The organism is Micromonospora palomenae, from assembly GCF_007829925.1.
In the GTDB taxonomy this organism is placed as follows: Bacteria; Actinomycetota; Actinomycetes; order Mycobacteriales; family Micromonosporaceae; genus Micromonospora; species Micromonospora purpureochromogenes.
In genome coordinates, this window is sequence record NZ_VIXA01000001.1 from 871,840 (window position 1) to 887,089 (window position 15,250).

A 15,250-nucleotide genomic window follows, 5' to 3' on the forward strand; every position below is an offset into this window, starting at 1 on the left:
CGCAACACTGCGTAACGCCACCACGTAACTCATATCGGTTGCAGTAAAAGAAGTCAATGCCTGAGCCAAGAATCCTGCTGTGGAACGTTGCGTCTCCACTGCGCACTGTCACACCATGACTACAAGGCCCTGGTGCCGTACCGCTGATCGCAAGCTGCGGTGGCAGGGCGGGGTGGGTCCGCGCGTGCGGGGAGGACGAGTGGCCCCACCCCTTCCATCCGACACGAGAGGCAGGCAGCAGATGAGCGTCCGCAATCAACGGTCGAGCTACGGCGCGTTGCCGTACACCCCGCTGCTGCCGTGGCAGGTGCGCGAGCGCCGCTTCAAGCTGGTCGGCCTCGGACGCCGCGGCCTCGAGCCCGACCACGTGTACGCCTTCCTCGACCGGGTCGCCACGGACATGGCCGCCGTCTACGCGGCCCTGGCCGCCAGCCGGCGGGAAGCCGCCTCCGCCACGGAGGCGCTGCGTCGCCAGCAGAGCGACGGCGCCGATCGGGGATCCGAGGCATGACCCAGCGGTACGTCATCCACCTGCCGGTGGCCGCCGCCGACCTGCCCGCCGCGCAGCGCCTGGCCCGGGTGATCGGCCGGTGGCTGCTGGTGCTGCCGCAGACCGACCCGGGGGAGACCACCGTCTCCGCCGAGGACCACCAGAACGTACGTCATCGGGTCTTCTGCGACCTGCTGATGCCCGGCGGTCGGCGCTGCCTGCTCCGCGCCGACCACGACGGCGCCTGCTTCCGCCGCTTGCGCCGCTGAGCAAGGGCGGCTCAGCCGAGCGGGCGCGGGCGGAGTCGTGGACGCATGAGGGGTTCCGCGCCGCGCGGGCGGCGGCCGGTGGGTGAGGGGGAGCGTGTCGGGTGGGCTCGGGAAGTTGATGGCCTGCCTACTGGCTGGTGCCGCTGTCGCGTCAGGCTTGGCCCCAGGCGGGTCGCCCGATCAACCTGCCTGGGATCGCCGCCCGATCAGCGGATTTCCCGTGGACCAAACCGCGCGAGTTTGGTCGGGTTGAGGGTGATCAGCACTCGGGTGATCCCCTCGGGAGAGGCATCGATCGCGCACAGTGCGACGACGGATCCTGCCCGGCGGACGAGGACGGCTTCCTGCCCGTTGGACTCGACGAAGTCCAGCGAGACGACCGTGCCGAACTTTCTCATGAGGCCGGCGATGTAGCGGGCGACGTCGGCCCGGCCGGTGACCGGTACCCGCGCCGCGCTGACCATGCCGCCGCCGTCGGCGTAGGAGACGACGTCGTTCGCGAGCAGTTTTTCCAGCTGACCGAGATCACCGGAGCGTGCGGCGGCGAGGAAGGCGTGGAGCAGCCGGCCGTGCTCGGCGGGGGCGACCGGCGCGTGCCGTTCTTCGGCGAGGTGCGTGCGCGCCCGGCGCCCGAGCTGTCGCGCGTTCGCCTCGGTGATGTCGAGGACCTCGGCGATCTGCCGGAAGGGGTAGTTGAAGGCCTCGTGTAGCACGTACACGGCGCGCTCGTGCGGAGTCAGTCGTTGCAGCAGGAGGAGCAACGCAAGTCCGAGAGCTTCGCCCTGCTCGGCTCGGGTTGCCGGGTCGACCGACGTCTGGACCGGCTCGGGCAGCCATGGGCCGACGTAGGTCTCTCGCCGGGCGCGTGCCGATGTCGCCGCGTTCAGGGCGAGTCTGGTCGTCGCGGTGACGAGGAACGCTGTGGGGTCCCGTACTACGCTGCGGTCCGCGCGCTGCCACCGTAGCCACGTGTCCTGGACGATGTCCTCGGCGTCGTGAACGCTGCCCAGCATCCGGTAGGCGATGCCGAACAGTCGGGGCCGGACCGCGTCGAAGGTCCGCACGGCATCCATCGGGACCCCGCGGTGGGACATGCCGTCTCTTTCCTCCCGTTGGTGGCCGCCTGTCGCTGTTGCCGAGGTCTTCGTCCACCTGATTTCAGCTTGCCGGTTGCCGCGTCTGGTGCCGGCATACCCGTTCCGTGATTCGAATCGCTGACCGTGTCAGCGCGGGCGGCCGGTCGCGGGTCGGTTGTCACGAATCCCTGCCTCACCTGGTCCTTGGTGGTGAATCGGCGAGGCGGCTCGTCGACGAAACCGGAAGGCGCGGGACGAAGCATCGGTTCCGTGCCGATTCCTCGAGGTGTGGTGAAACGGAGGGTGTCGTGAGTTCATCGTTCAGCCGGTTCGCCGTCTCGCGGGCGCCTGACTCGCCTAGCGGGCCTCCGAGGAGATGCTGCCGGCACTGACCGCATTCCTGGCCCGGTACCGCGACGCCCAGGAGGTGGGCGGCTGCGGGCCTTGCTGCTTCCCAGCCACTTCGCTGGTAGCTGCGGCCGGCGCATCCCCGGCAGGCAGCTTTCCTGTCTCACCGTGTCGACCTCCCGCCCTGCGGACGAGAGGTCCGGAACCGTCGAAAGGCGGCCACCATGACTGACATCGGGCGAAACAACCCAAGCGCACTCGATCAGATCCCGGACCGCGACCCCGAGGAGACCGCCGAGTGGGCGGCCTCTCTCGACGCCGTCACCGCCGCGGCCGGGCCGCAGCGCGCCTCGTACCTCCTGCGCCGCACTCTCGAACACGCTGAGGGCGTCGGCCTTGCGCTGCCGAAGCTGCTCGAGACCGAATACCTCAACACCATCCCCACCGCCGCCGAGCCGGAGTTCCCCGGTGACGAGGAGATGGAACGGCGCATCACCGCGTGGAACCGCTGGAACGCCGCCGCGATGGTGACCCGCGGCAGCCGCTACGGCCTGGGCGGTCACATCGCCACCTACGCCTCCGCCGCCTGGCTCTACGAGACCGGCTTCCAGCACTTCTTCCGGGGTAAGGAGGCCGACGGCTCCGGCGACCAGCTCTACCTCCAGGGCCATGCCGCCCCCGGCATCTACGCCCGCGCCTTCCTCGACGGTCGGCTCACCGAGGGCCAGCTCGATCGGTTCCGGCAGGAGGCGGGCGGCGATGGCCTGCCCTCCTACCCGCACCCGCGCCGGCTGCCGTGGCTGTGGGAGTTCCCCACCGTGTCGATGGGCCTGGGCCCGCTGTCGGCGATCTACCAGGCGCGGTTCAACCGCTACCTGCAGCACCGTGGCATCAAGGACACCTCAGCCTCGCGGGTGTGGGCGTTCCTCGGCGACGGCGAGATGGACGAGCCCGAGTCGACCGCCGCGCTCGCTCTTGCCGGTCGCGAAGGCCTCGACAATCTCACCTTCGTGGTCAACTGCAACCTGCAGCGGCTCGACGGGCCGGTGCGCTCCAACTTCAAGATCGTCCAGGAGTTGGAGGCGCGGTTCCGCGCGGCAGGCTGGAACGTCGTCAAGTCGCTGTGGGGCTCGGCCTGGGACGACCTGTTTGCGCTCGACACCACGGGCGCGCTCGTCCGCCGGCTGCGCGAGGTCCCCGACGGGCAGTTCCAGACGTACGCGGCCCGGGATGTCGGCTACATCCGCGAGCACTTCTTCGGCGCCGACCCGGCGCTCGTCGAGATGGCGAAGGTGCTGACCGACGCGAAGATCGCCGAGTGCTTCCACGCCTCGCGGGCGGGCCACGAACCCCGCAAGGTGTACGCCGCCTATCGGGCCGCCGTCGCGCACCGGGGCGCGCCGACCGTGATCCTCGCCCAGACGGTCAAGGGCCACACGCTCGGCCCCGCCTTCGAGTCGCGCAACGCCAACCACCAGATGAAGAAGCTGACCGGCGACGAGTTCCGCGCGCTGCGCGACCTCCTCGAACTTCCCATCCCCGACAGCAAGCTCACCGGTGAGGTGGTGCCGTACGCCCACCCCGGCGCCGATTCGCCGGAGGTCCGTTACCTCCACGAGCGCAGGGCCGCGCTGGGCGGGCCCGCCCCGGCTCGCCGTGTCCACCCGGTGGTGCTGCCCGCGCCGTCCGCCAAGCCCTTCGAAGCGTTGGCCAAGGGGTCCGGTAGTCAGGAGATCGCGACGACCATGGCCTTCGTCCGCCTGGTCAAGGACCTGATGCGGGACCCGGAGACCGGCAGGCGTTGGGTGCCGATCGTTCCGGACGAGGCGCGTACCTTCGGCATGGAGTCGCTCTTTCCCACCGCCGGGATCTACTCGCCGCACGGCCAGACCTACGACCCGGTCGACCGCGACACGCTCCTGTACTACAAGGAGGCCACGAACGGCCAGATCCTCAACGAGGGCATCACCGAGGCCGGTTCGATGGCCGACTTCACGGCCGCCGCAACGTCGTACGCCACGCACGGCGAGCCGATGATCCCCTTCTACATCTTCTACTCGATGTTCGGCTGGCAGCGGACGGCCGACCAGATGTGGGCGCTCGCCGACCAGCTCGGCCGTGGCTTCCTCATCGGTGCCACCGCCGGCCGTACGACGATGACCGGCGAGGGCCTGCAACACGCGGACGGCCACTCCCACCTGATCGCATCCACCAACCCGGCGGCGATCGCCTACGACCCGGCCTTCGCGTACGAGGTCGCCGTGATCGTCCGCGACGGGCTGCGCCGGATGTACGGCCCGGACGCCGAGGACGTCTTCTACTACCTCACGGTCTACAACGAGGCGAAGGTCCAGCCGCCCATGCCGTCCGGCGCGGACATCGAGGAGGGCATCCGCAAGGGCCTCTACCGGTACCGGGAAGCCGATGCCACGGAGTTGGCGGCGGATGCCCCGCGCCTGCAGCTGCTCGCCTCCGGCACCGCGATCCACTGGGCCCTGGAGGCCCAGCGGCTCCTCGCCGTCGACTGGGGTGTGGCGGCCGACGTGTGGTCGGCCACCTCCTGGAGCGAGCTGCGCCGCGACGCTCTGGACTGTGACGCGGCGCGGCTCGAGGGTGAGGACCGGATCCCGTACGTGACCCGGGTGCTGAACGACGCTCCCGGCCCGGTGCTCGCCGTCAGCGACTGGATGCGCGCGGTTCCGGACCAGATCAGCCAGTGGGTGCCGCAGGACTGGCACTCGATCGGCACGGACGGCTTCGGCCTTTCCGACACCCGTGCGGCCGTCCGTCGCCACTTCGGGGTCGACGCGCAGTCGGTCGTGGTCGCGGCGCTGGCAGCCCTGGCCCGGCGCGGCGAGGTCAAGCCCGAGACCGTTCAGGAGGCCCGCAAGCGCTACGGGATCGCCTGAAGGCACTCCTGCCTTGTCGGTTCTGTGGCGACTGGGGTGCAGCGGCCGGTGCCGTCGGGCACCGGCCGCTGCCGTGATTCGCCCGATGGGGATGAGGCAGGGTCACCCGCCGTCCCAGCAGGCTGTCGAGGTGCCAGCTCGCTCGGCACCCGAGAGGTGAAGTGTGCGATCGGCGTATTGAGGTCAGGGGCTCGTAACTGGCGGTTCGACGGCGCTCGAGCCGGAGAGGAGCATCAGGTGGAATACGAGGATTTCATCAACGCGGTGGCCACGCGGGCAAAGGTGTCGACCGATCAGGCGGCGACGCTCACCCGCGCGACGTTGGAGACATTGGCAGATCGGATCAGCGCCGGCCAGGCTGAGGACCTTGCCTATCAGCTTCCCGAAGGGCTTGACGATCACCTGCGCAAACCGCCACCGCTCAGCGGTAGAGGGGAACATGCCAAGTCGTTCGGGCTCGGAGAGTTCGTGCGGCGGGTGGCCGACCGCCCGGCCATCGACCGTGCGATCGCCGGTGCCGGGGTCAGCGCGGTGCTCACCACGCTCCGTGAGGCTGTTTCCCGTGACGAGTTCGAGAACGCGGTGGCCCAGCTTCCGAAGGAGTTCCGGCAGGTGATCGAACCGGTGGGTGCCGGTGGCAGGCACGTTTACGGCTCGTAGCACGCACAGTTGCGCGAGGGAGAACAACTCGCGGACGCCGCGACGCCCCCCCGACTGGTTCGGAAGGGAGCACGTGTGAACTACGCCGAATTTCTCGAAGCGGTCGGGAAGCGGGCCGACATGCCGGCGGCGGAGGCGACGAACGTCGTCGGAGCCACGCTGACGACCTTGGCGGAACGGGTCAGTGGCGGCGAGGCGCGGCACCTGGCGACGCAGCTCCCCGAGGAGTTGCGAGGGTACCTGCGCAAGGAAGTGGACTTCGCCGAACAGCTCGACCTCGTGGAGTTCCTCAATGAGGTAGGGGTCCGCGCGGGAACGGATGGCGACCGGAGCGCTGAGGTTGCCCGCGCCGTGCTGACGACCCTGCGCGAGGCGGTGAGCGCCGAAGACCTCAAGGGCCTGGAATCCGAGCTGCCGAAGGACATCCGGCGGCTGCTTCATCCGTTGGACCGCGGCATCGGGGGCTGAACCGAGCCACGTTCTGACCCGATCCGGGTACGGTGCGCGGGTGGAGGTTGGATTCGCCCCGCCCGTCTCCGGCTCGTGGGCCACCCCGGAGAACATGGTCCACGTCGCCCGCCGCGCCGAGCAGCTCGGATACCACTCGCTCTGGACGTTCCAGCGGCTCCTGGTCCCCGCCGACCTCGGCTGGAGCGAGACCTACCACAGCGTCCAGGACCCGCTGACCACGCTGGCGTTCCTGGCGGCCCACACCACGCGGGTACGGCTCGGCGTCGCGGTGCTCAACATGCCGTTCATCTCTCCGGTGCTGCTGGCCAAGCAGACCGCGACTCTCGACATCCTCGCCGGCGGACGGCTCGACGTGGGACTCGGCCTCGGCTGGGCGGACGAGGAGTATCAGGCGACGGGGGTGAGCAAGCATCGGCGGGGCCGTCGGGCCGAGGAGTTCCTCGCCGTCCTCCGCGCCCTCTGGCAGGACGACGTCGCCGCGCATCGCGGCGAGTTCTACCAGGTCCCGCCGACGCGTCTGGAACCGAAGCCCGTGCAGCGGCCACACCCGCCGATTCTGCTCGGCGGCCAGGCGCCCGCCGCGTTGCGCCGGGCCGGCCGGCTCGCCGACGGCTGGGTCAGTGGCAGCCAGGCGGACCTGACGGGCATCGGCGAGGCGGTCGCGACCGTCAAGGCCGCCGCTGCGGAGGCCGGCCGCGATCCCCGCTCACTGCGATTCGTCTGCCGCGGCGCGGTCCGCGTACGGCCGGCGGGCCCGCCCGAGCGCGAGCCGCTCACCGGCACGCTGGAGCAGATCCGGTCGGATCTCGGCAGGCTTGCCGAAGCCGGCATCACGGAAGTTTTCGTCGACCTCAACTTCGATCCGGAGATCGGCTCACCCCGCGCCGACGCGCAGGCGTCGCTGTGCCGGGCCGACGAGGTGCTCGACGCCCTGGCTCCGAGCCGCTGACACCCGCCGACCGGCGCTCACCCGGCCGGGTCGGCTGCCGCGTCCGCCGCGGACCACGCCGACCAGCCGGTCACCGCTACCGCGATCACCGGCCCGGCTGGTGGTCGCTGGACGTACTGCGGGTACTTGTCGGCCAGCGCCGCGCGGGCCGCGGCCTCCTCCGCGCGGTCCTCCACCAGCCGGCCGTGCCCGTCCAGCCGGACCCACCACAGCCGCGACCAGTCCTCGTCGTACTCGTCGACCAGCAGGCAGGCATGCCCGGTCGCCCGGATGTTCTCCAGCCGGCGTAGCCGCCGGTGGCGCTTGGGCTTCTCGTCCACCGCGTGGTAGACGACATCGTCGAGCAGGACGAAGCACACGGGCACCAGGTGGGGACGCCCGTCCGGTCGGACGGTGGTCAGCCGGGCCACCCTGGCCGACCGGACCCGGTGCCGGATCTCGTCGGCGGGCACAGGCCCGACCGTAACAGCCGACACCCGTCCTGGGTGACTCGTTGTGGCCGGTGGGTGTGCCGGCGCCGCACGCGGGTAGGCCCTGCCGAGCGGACCCGGGGGAGGCGTGATGGCGAGCGAGGCGCCCGACTACTTCCAGCCTGAGGGCGGGCTGGTGCTCACGCACCTGCTGATCGTGCGGGACGTGGACCGTTCTCGGGAGTTCTACCAGCGGGTGCTGGGCGCGACCGTGGTGCGGGAACGCCAGCCGGCGATCCTGCGGTTCCACAACAGCTACATCGTGATCAACAACGAAGGTGGTCCGACCGACGACAAGCCGGATGTGCAGGCGAAGGCGCCGCCGGATTCGCGGACGCTCAGCAGCGCGATGAACATCCGGGTCACCGACGTCCGAGCGGTCTACGAGCAGTGGCGGTCACGGGGTGGGGAGTTCCTGACCGAGCCCAAGGATCATGGCGTCGAGATCCGGTGCTACCTGCGCGACCCGGACGGCTATCTGATCGAGCTCGGTCAGGGCACCGGGATCCTCGCCGAGATGGGTCGCGCCACCTCCGCCTGAGCCTGTCGATCGGCGCCGCCGGCAGCCCCGGTCACGGCCGGACCAGCCATCGTGATCGGGCCCGTGGTGATCAGGCGGCGGGTACGGTGAACGTCGTGGAGGATCTCGGCGCGAAGGTCTCGTATCTCGCGCTCCCCGTCGGCACCCGGGTCTACGACGTCGACTCGGCACCCGTCGGCGTGGTCGAGCACGTGCTGACCGACGAACCGAAGGACATCTTCCACGGCATCATCGTGGCACCGCCGGGATCGGACCAGTCCCACCGCTTCGCCCACCGGGAGCAGATCGCCGCCCTGTACGAGCGGGGGGTCGTGCTGTCGGTACCCGGTGCCGAGATGCACGAGCCGGGCGAGGACCCGCCGGCCGGAGTGGTCGAGGAAGCGGCTCACCACCCTGTGCAGGCGGACCTGCGCCGCGCCTGGCAGCGGCTGAGTCGACCCCGCTGAACCCGCCGATCTGCGTCGACCGGCGTGTCCTACGGCGAGATCCGTACCTCTACCGAGCTGATGAACCAGCGGCCGGGAACCCAGCCCGGGGCAGCCACGTCGTAGGGGGCATGACGGGTAGCAGCGCCCCCCAGCCAACGGCCGCCACCGGCGTCCCCCGAGTCATGACTCCCGCTCGCGTCATGGGACTGGCCCTGGTCGCCGGCCTGGCGCTGGTCACCGGCTGTACGGCGGAGCCGGTACCCGTGCCGCCACGGGACCGGGGAGTGCCGGCCGGCGGGTTCCAGCTCGTCGCGTTCGACTCCTGCCCGGAGGCGCTGCGGCAGCTGAAGACGGCGGCCAGGGCGTACGTCGGGCCCTGGGGGTTCGGGCCGAACGGGGACATCCGTACCTTCGGCCGCGCCGAGAAGGCTGCGGCGCCCGCCGCGGCGGGGTCGGCCGACGCGGCGGCCGGGGGCTACTCGGGCACCAACACGCACGAGGCCGGGGCCGATGAACCGGACCTGGTCAAGACCGACGGCAAGCGGATCGTCACGGTGAGCCGCGGCAAGCTGTACGTGGTCGACCCGGCCACCCGCCGGCTGACCGGAGAGCTGGAACTGGCACCGGGTGCCGATGGGTACGGCGGGGCCGAGGACGCCCTGCTGCTGCAGGGTGACCGGGCGCTGGTGCTGCGCCGCGACGGGTGGGCCGGGATGGCGAAACCGGCCGTCCCCGAGGGAGGCGGGCGCGTCGCAGGCGCCCCGGTGCCCGACGGCATCGTCGGCCCCCGGCTGATCATGGTCGACCTGTCCGACGAGCCGAAGATCATCGGCGAATACCGGATCGACGGCAACCTGGTGGACGCCCGCCAGGTGGGCACGAGGGTCCGGGTCGTGGTCCGCTCCGCGCCCCGGCTGAACTTCCCGTACCGGGAACGGGCCACCGACGGGCAGCGCACCACCGCGAACCGCGAGATCATCGACAACGCCACCGCCGACGACTGGCTGCCCCGGTACGAGGTCACCTCCGGCGGGCGAACCAGCGCGGGACGCATCGGCTGCGAACGGGTGAGCCGGCCGGCCGCCTACTCCGGCACGTCGCTGGTGACCGTGCTCAGCTTCGACCTCGGTGCGGCCACGCTCGGCGCCGGCGACCCGGTCACCGTGGTCGCCGACGGCGACACCGTCTACAGCAACGGACCCCGGCTGTACGTCGCCAACGACCAGCGCTGGCGGGTGCTGCCGATGCTGACCGCGCGGAACATCGCACCCGATCCCAAGGACGAGACCACCGAGATCTACCAGTTCGACACCTCGGGCGCGGGTGCCCCGCGGTACGTCGCCACCGCGTCCGTACCGGGCTGGCTCGTCAACCAGTACGCCATGTCCGAGTGGGACGGGCACCTGCGAGTGGCCACCACCAGGGGCCGTACCTGGGGCGACAAGCCGAACTCGACGTCGAGCGTGTACGTCCTGCGCGTCGACGGCACGGCGCTGACCCAGGTCGGCAAGGTCACCGGACTGGGCAAGGGGGAGCGGATCTACGCGGTACGGTTCGTCGGCGGCACCGGGTACGTCGTCACCTTCCGGCAGACCGACCCGCTCTACACCGTCGATCTGCGTGATCCGGGAGCGCCGAAGGTGAGCGGCGAACTGAAGATCAACGGGTATTCGGCATACCTGCACCCGGCCGGCGAAGGACGGCTGCTCGGGGTCGGGCAGGAGGCGTCCGACCAGGGCCGGGTCCAGGGCACCCAGCTCTCGCTCTTCGACGTCTCCGATCCGGCCAAGCCGACCCGGATCGCCCAGTATCACGTCAAGCAGGGGCACTCCGAGGCGGAGTTCGACCCGCACGCGTTCCTCTACTGGCCGGCCGAACGCCTGGTCGTGGTCCCACTGACCGTCCACGGCACGGGCCTGCCGAGCAACGTGGCGCTGGCGCTGCGAGTCGGCGACGGCGGGTTCACCGAGGCCGGCACGGTCGACCACACGCCGGGCACGGGGCGTCCCGAGGATCTGGCGCCGATCCGCCGCTCACTGGTCGTCGACGGAGTCCTCTGGACCGTTTCCGACGCCGGCCTCAAGGCGACCAGCCTCACCACCATGAAGACCCTCGGCTGGCTGCGTACGGCGTGACCGGCACGGCGGGTCCTTTCCCGCCCGGCCTGCGCAAGAAGGCACGGCAGGCAGCCGCACCAGGTTTGTTCGTCCTGATTCGGGTCATTCGTGGGCAACATCAGGTCGGGGAGACGGTGAGGTGACTGGTTGTGAGCCTCTTGCGCAGGAAGTCGGTCGAGCAGTCGATGCGCGACACGGAGCAGCCGGAGCACCGGCTTCGCAAGGACCTGTCCGGCCTGGATCTCACCGTGTTCGGCATCGGGGTCATCATCGGGACGGGTATCTTCGTGCTGACCGGGGTGGCCGCGAACCAGACTGCCGGGCCGGCGGTCGCGCTGTCCTTCGTCGTGGCCGGTATCGCCTGCGCGCTGGCGGCGCTGTGCTACGCGGAGTTCGCGTCCACCGTGCCGGTCGCCGGCAGCGCCTACACCTATTCGTACGCGGCGCTCGGCGAGCTGATCGCGTGGATCATCGGCTGGGACCTCATCCTGGAGTTCGTCCTCGCCGCTGCGGTGGTGGCCGTGGGCTGGTCGCAGTACTTCGCGGTGCTCCTGGAGACGCTCGGGGTGACGCTGCCGCCCGCCATCACCGGGGGCGAGGGCGGCGCGTTCAACCTGCCCGCCGCTTTGATCGTGTTGATCCTCACCGCGGTCCTGGTCGCCGGCATCAAGGTCTCGTCGCGGCTGAACGCCGTGGTGGTCACCATCAAGGTGGCGGTGGTCCTCTTCGTGATCGTCGCCGGACTGTTCTTCGTCAAGCGCGAGAACTACACGCCGTTCGTCCCGCCGGCCGAGCCGGCGGCGGGCGGTTCCGGCGCCGATGCGACCCTGCTGGAGGCCGTCTTCGGGCAGGCCCCCGCCAACTTCGGGATCAGCGGCATCTTCGCCGCGGGTGCGCTGGTGTTCTTCGCGTTCATCGGCTTCGACATCGTGGCCACCGCGGCCGAGGAGACCCGGGTGCCGCATCGCGACGTGCCGCGCGGGATCCTCGGTTCGCTGGCTGTCTGCACCACGCTCTACGTCGCCGTCTCACTGGTGGTGGTGGGAATGCAGAACTACGCCGAGCTGGACACGGCGGCACCGCTGGCCGCGGCGTTCCAGGCCGTCGGGCAGCCGTTCATCGCCAACCTGATCACCGTCGGCGCTCTCGCCGGGCTGACCACGGTGGTCATGATCCTGATGCTGGGGCAGAGCCGGGTCGCGTTCGCCATGAGTCGTGACGGGTTGCTGCCGCGCTGGTTGGCGCGGGTGCATCCGCGCTTCGGCACCCCGCACCGCATCACCGTCATCGTGGGCGTGGTGGTGGCCGTGCTCGCCGGGTTCATCCCGCTGGAGGAACTCGCGGAACTGGTCAACATCGGCACCCTGTTCGCGTTCGTCCTCGTCGCGGCGGCGGTCATCCTGTTGCGCCGTACCCGGCCGGACCTGCCTCGCGGCTTCCGCGTCCCCTGGGGACCGGTGATTCCGGTTCTCGCGATGGTTGCCTGCGCCGTGCTGATGCTGTTCCTCACCGTCGAGACCTGGCTGCGGTTCTTCGCCTGGATGGCGCTGGGTATCGTCGTCTACTTCCTCTACGGCCGTCGTCGCAGTCGCCTCGCCCACGACGGGCAGGAAGGCCCACCCATGCCTGACCAGCCGGACCTCGACACCGGTTTCGGCTCCTCGTCGCCCCCGCCGCGCTGACCTGCTGATCGTCCGGGGCGAGGACTCCCGGCGCGTACGCCGTCGGTCAAGGTTTCCCTCGCGAGCGGCTTGAGGTCCGAGGCCATCGTCGTGCGGTCCATGGCGATCATGTCAGCGAGGCTGCCGATGTTATGTCTCCGTGAGCACCGAGCTTCTGCCGGGTGCTGAACTGCGTCGCACGAAGACCGGACGAGGCCAGCGCCTTGTCTTGGGTCGCGCCGAGGGGCCGCCTTGCGCCGCGCCAGGTTGTTGCACGGGTCGATGACTCTCGTCACCGCAGTACTCATCGTGGCCCTCCAAGCTTCCCCAACCCGGAGTAGGAGCAACTGCTCCCATGCGTGAAGGGGCTCAGTCCGGACCGCCTGACGATTCGCCAATAGGTGTACATCTAGGACGATATGCTTCAACTCCGCGACTGCAGAGGTGCCCTGACGGTCCGCTATGTAACCGAGGCGATGGAAGGACATCCCGTGGATCTGAAGCTCGAACTCATCATGCTGCCGGTGTCCGACGTCGATCGGGCCAAGGCTTTCTACGAGGCGGCGGGATTCCGCCTGGATGTCGACAAGGCCGTCAGCGAGGAGTGGCGGGCGGTGCACTTCACGCCGCCCGGTTCCGAGGGCTCGATCATGTTCGGCACTGGGATCACTTCCGCCGCACCCGGCTCGGCCCAGGGCCTGTACCTCGTCGTCTCGGACATCGAGGAGGCCCGCGCGGAGCTCGTGGGTCGCGGCATCGAGGTGAGCGAGGTGTTCCACGATGCCGGCGGACTGATGTACCACGGCCACGACGGCGGAGACATCGTCCACCGCGCCGCCGGCCAGGCGCGGATCGCCGGCCCGCAACCCGCCCGTGCCGACTACGGCTCCTTCGCCACCTTCAGCGACCCGGACGGCAACGGCTGGGTACTCCAGGAGGTCAAGAAGCGGGCCCCCGGTCGCTGACACCACCTCAGTCGCCGAGGGCACGACGGGACGGGACCAGCCTACGTGGCGGCCGGCCCGCTCCGCCCTCGGTGCGCATTGGACCATCGCCGGCATGCAGCGGCATCAGCGGGCGCTTCGGCGGCGAGCCGGCGTACCGCAGACACGACCAGGACGCCTCGGCCCGGTAGCCCCGCTTCTGGCGGAAGCCGCGAGCTTCACGGAGTTTCAGACGCAGTGATGGAGGTGGCAGTGACGAACGAGGCACCCCGCACCTACGACGTGGTCGTCATCGGCGCTGGCCCGGTCGGTGAGAACGTGGCCGACCGGGCCAGCGCCGCCGGGCTCAGCACAGTGATCGTGGAGCGCGAACTGCTCGGCGGCGAGTGCTCGTACTGGGCCTGCGAGCCCAGCAAGGCGCTGCTGCGGCCGGTGCTGGCACGCGCCGACGCCCGCCGCGTCCCCGGGCTGCGCCAGGCGGTGGCCGGGCCGCTGGACGTCGAGGCGGTCCTCGCGCATCGTGACAAGATGTCCGCGTACTGGAACGACGAGAACCAGGTCGACTGGCTGGACGCGGTTTCCGTCGACCTGATACGCGGCCACGGCCGGCTCGACGGCCCCCGCCAGGTGGCGGTGCAGACCCCTGACGGCGACACCGTCCGGCTGAACGCACGGCACGCCGTCGCCATCTGCACCGGCACCAGCGCGGCCCTGCCCGACACACCCGGACTCGACACCGTACGCCCCTGGACCAGCCGTGAGGCCACCAGCGCCGACCACGTACCAGGCCGTCTCGCCATCGTCGGCGGCGGCGTCGTGGCCGTCGAGATGGCAACCGCCTGGCAGGCGCTCGGCGCCCAGGTGACCATGCTGGTCCGCGGCGACGCCGGACTGCTGCCGAGGATGGAGCCGTTCGCCGGCGAGCTGGTCGCGGACGGGCTTCGCGAAGCCGGCGTTGACATCCGGTTCGGGGCCTCGTTGACAGCCGTGGCGCGCGAGGACGGCGAGGTGCGGATGACGCTTGCCGACGGCGCAGAACTGGTCGCCGACGAGATCCTGTTCGCCACGGGCCGAGCCCCGCGGACGGCAGACCTCGGCCTGGAGACCGTCGGTCTCACCGCGGGCGACTGGCTGACCGTGGACGACACCGGCCGGGTGACCGCCGTCGCCGACGGCTGGCTCTACGCCGCCGGCGATGTCAACCACCGGGCACTGCTGACCCATCAGGGGAAGTACCAGGCCCGGATCGTCGGTGCCGCCATCGGCGCCCGCGCCAAGGGAGAGCCGGTCGACGACGCCAGGTGGGGCGTGCACGCCACGACCGCCGACGGCGCGGCCGTGCCGCAGGTCGTCTTCACCGATCCGGAGGTCGCGTCCGTCGGCCTGACCACGCTCGAGGCGGATCGGGCCGGACGCCGGGTCGAAGTGGTCGACTACGACATCGCACGCGTCGCGGGCGCGCACCAGTACGGCGAGGGCTATCGCGGCCAGGCCCGCATGCTGGTGGATGTGGACCGCGGCACGGTGGCGGGAGTCACCTTCGTCGGGCCCGGCGTCGGGGAACTGCTGCACTCGGCCACCGTCACGGTTGCAGGCGAAGTGCCGGTGGAACGGCTCTGGCATGCCGTGCCCGCGTTCCCGACGATCAGTGAGGTCTGGCTGAGGCTGCTGGAGACCTACCGGGGCCGGCAGCAGGATCAAATGCTGCCGGCGGAAGCCTGAGTTGTTGCCGGCTCTGTTCGACCGCGAGCATGTGTTGGATGTCGACTTGGTGGCGCCACTGTGACCAGCGCAGACGGTGAGCGAGGTCGCGGATCGGCTGGATGATGAAGGTGTTGATCAGACGGCGGACTTCGTTGACGGTCAGCTTGATCAATTTGGTGTCGGTGGGATCGTCGGCTCCGTCGGTGGCGGCGT

14 protein-coding genes are annotated in these 15,250 nt (G+C 70.4%); 12 read left to right on the forward strand and 2 right to left on the reverse strand.

Going from position 1 to position 15,250, the window contains the following annotated elements; all coding sequences use genetic code 11:
* The first annotated feature begins 241 nt into the window (after positions 1 to 241).
* Both FHX75_RS03855 and FHX75_RS03860 read left to right on the forward strand, forming a co-directional pair.
* Complete coding sequence (locus FHX75_RS03855; protein ID WP_154936687.1) at positions 242 to 511, forward strand: DivIVA domain-containing protein; 270 nt, start codon at positions 242 to 244, stop codon at positions 509 to 511.
* On the forward strand, positions 508 to 759 hold the full coding sequence (locus FHX75_RS03860; RefSeq protein ID WP_154936688.1) for a hypothetical protein: 252 nt from the start codon (positions 508 to 510) through the stop codon (positions 757 to 759). Before FHX75_RS03855 ends, FHX75_RS03860 begins: the two co-directional genes overlap by 4 nt.
* 206 nt (positions 760 to 965) lie before the next feature.
* On the opposite strand, the gene FHX75_RS03865 is transcribed toward FHX75_RS03860, so the two are convergent.
* The gene (locus FHX75_RS03865; RefSeq protein WP_154936689.1) at positions 966 to 1,832 is read right to left on the reverse strand and encodes an RNA polymerase sigma-70 factor; all 867 of its coding nucleotides are present in this window, start codon (positions 1,830 to 1,832) and stop codon (positions 966 to 968) included.
* A 575-nt stretch (positions 1,833 to 2,407) separates the two neighbouring features.
* Here FHX75_RS03865 and aceE point away from each other — a divergent pair.
* The 4 genes from aceE (at position 2,408) to FHX75_RS03885 (ending at position 7,172) form a co-directional block, all read left to right on the forward strand.
* A complete protein-coding gene (gene aceE, locus FHX75_RS03870; protein WP_154936690.1) occupies positions 2,408 to 5,092 on the forward strand; it encodes a pyruvate dehydrogenase (acetyl-transferring), homodimeric type in 2,685 nt (894 codons plus the stop codon).
* 237 nt (positions 5,093 to 5,329) lie between these two features.
* Positions 5,330 to 5,752: a DUF2267 domain-containing protein gene (locus FHX75_RS03875; protein ID WP_154936691.1), complete on the forward strand. Its 423-nt coding sequence runs from the start codon at positions 5,330 to 5,332 to the stop codon at positions 5,750 to 5,752.
* Positions 5,753 to 5,827: 75 nt separating this feature from the next.
* Positions 5,828 to 6,220, forward strand: coding sequence for a DUF2267 domain-containing protein (locus FHX75_RS03880; RefSeq protein ID WP_154936692.1), 393 nt, complete (start codon positions 5,828 to 5,830; stop codon positions 6,218 to 6,220).
* 40 nt (positions 6,221 to 6,260) lie between these two features.
* Entirely contained in the window at positions 6,261 to 7,172 is a 912-nt protein-coding gene (locus tag FHX75_RS03885; RefSeq protein WP_154936693.1) for a TIGR03619 family F420-dependent LLM class oxidoreductase, read from the forward strand.
* Between the two features lie 17 nt (positions 7,173 to 7,189).
* On the opposite strand, the gene FHX75_RS03890 is transcribed toward FHX75_RS03885, so the two are convergent.
* Entirely contained in the window at positions 7,190 to 7,624 is a 435-nt protein-coding gene (locus FHX75_RS03890; RefSeq protein WP_154936694.1) for a TIGR03668 family PPOX class F420-dependent oxidoreductase, read from the reverse strand.
* A gap of 109 nt (positions 7,625 to 7,733) precedes the next feature.
* Here FHX75_RS03890 and FHX75_RS03895 point away from each other — a divergent pair, with 109 nt between their 5' ends.
* The 6 genes from FHX75_RS03895 (at position 7,734) to FHX75_RS03920 (ending at position 15,055) form a co-directional block, all read left to right on the forward strand.
* Positions 7,734 to 8,183, forward strand: a complete 450-nt coding sequence (locus FHX75_RS03895) for a VOC family protein (RefSeq protein ID WP_154936695.1) — start codon at positions 7,734 to 7,736, stop codon at positions 8,181 to 8,183.
* Between the two features lie 95 nt (positions 8,184 to 8,278).
* The gene (locus FHX75_RS03900; protein ID WP_246157592.1) at positions 8,279 to 8,629 is read left to right on the forward strand and encodes a hypothetical protein; all 351 of its coding nucleotides are present in this window, start codon (positions 8,279 to 8,281) and stop codon (positions 8,627 to 8,629) included.
* Between the two features lie 182 nt (positions 8,630 to 8,811).
* Complete coding sequence (locus FHX75_RS03905; RefSeq protein ID WP_246157594.1) at positions 8,812 to 10,746, forward strand: beta-propeller domain-containing protein; 1,935 nt, start codon at positions 8,812 to 8,814, stop codon at positions 10,744 to 10,746.
* A 131-nt stretch (positions 10,747 to 10,877) separates the two neighbouring features.
* Positions 10,878 to 12,410, forward strand: coding sequence for an amino acid permease (locus FHX75_RS03910; protein ID WP_246157596.1), 1,533 nt, complete (start codon positions 10,878 to 10,880; stop codon positions 12,408 to 12,410).
* Between the two features lie 470 nt (positions 12,411 to 12,880).
* Entirely contained in the window at positions 12,881 to 13,354 is a 474-nt protein-coding gene (locus FHX75_RS03915) for a VOC family protein (RefSeq protein ID WP_246157604.1), read from the forward strand.
* A gap of 231 nt (positions 13,355 to 13,585) precedes the next feature.
* Positions 13,586 to 15,055 (forward strand): dihydrolipoyl dehydrogenase family protein, encoded by a 1,470-nt coding sequence (locus FHX75_RS03920; RefSeq protein WP_246157606.1) that lies wholly within the window; start codon positions 13,586 to 13,588, stop codon positions 15,053 to 15,055.
* Positions 15,056 to 15,250: the final 195 nt, after the last annotated feature.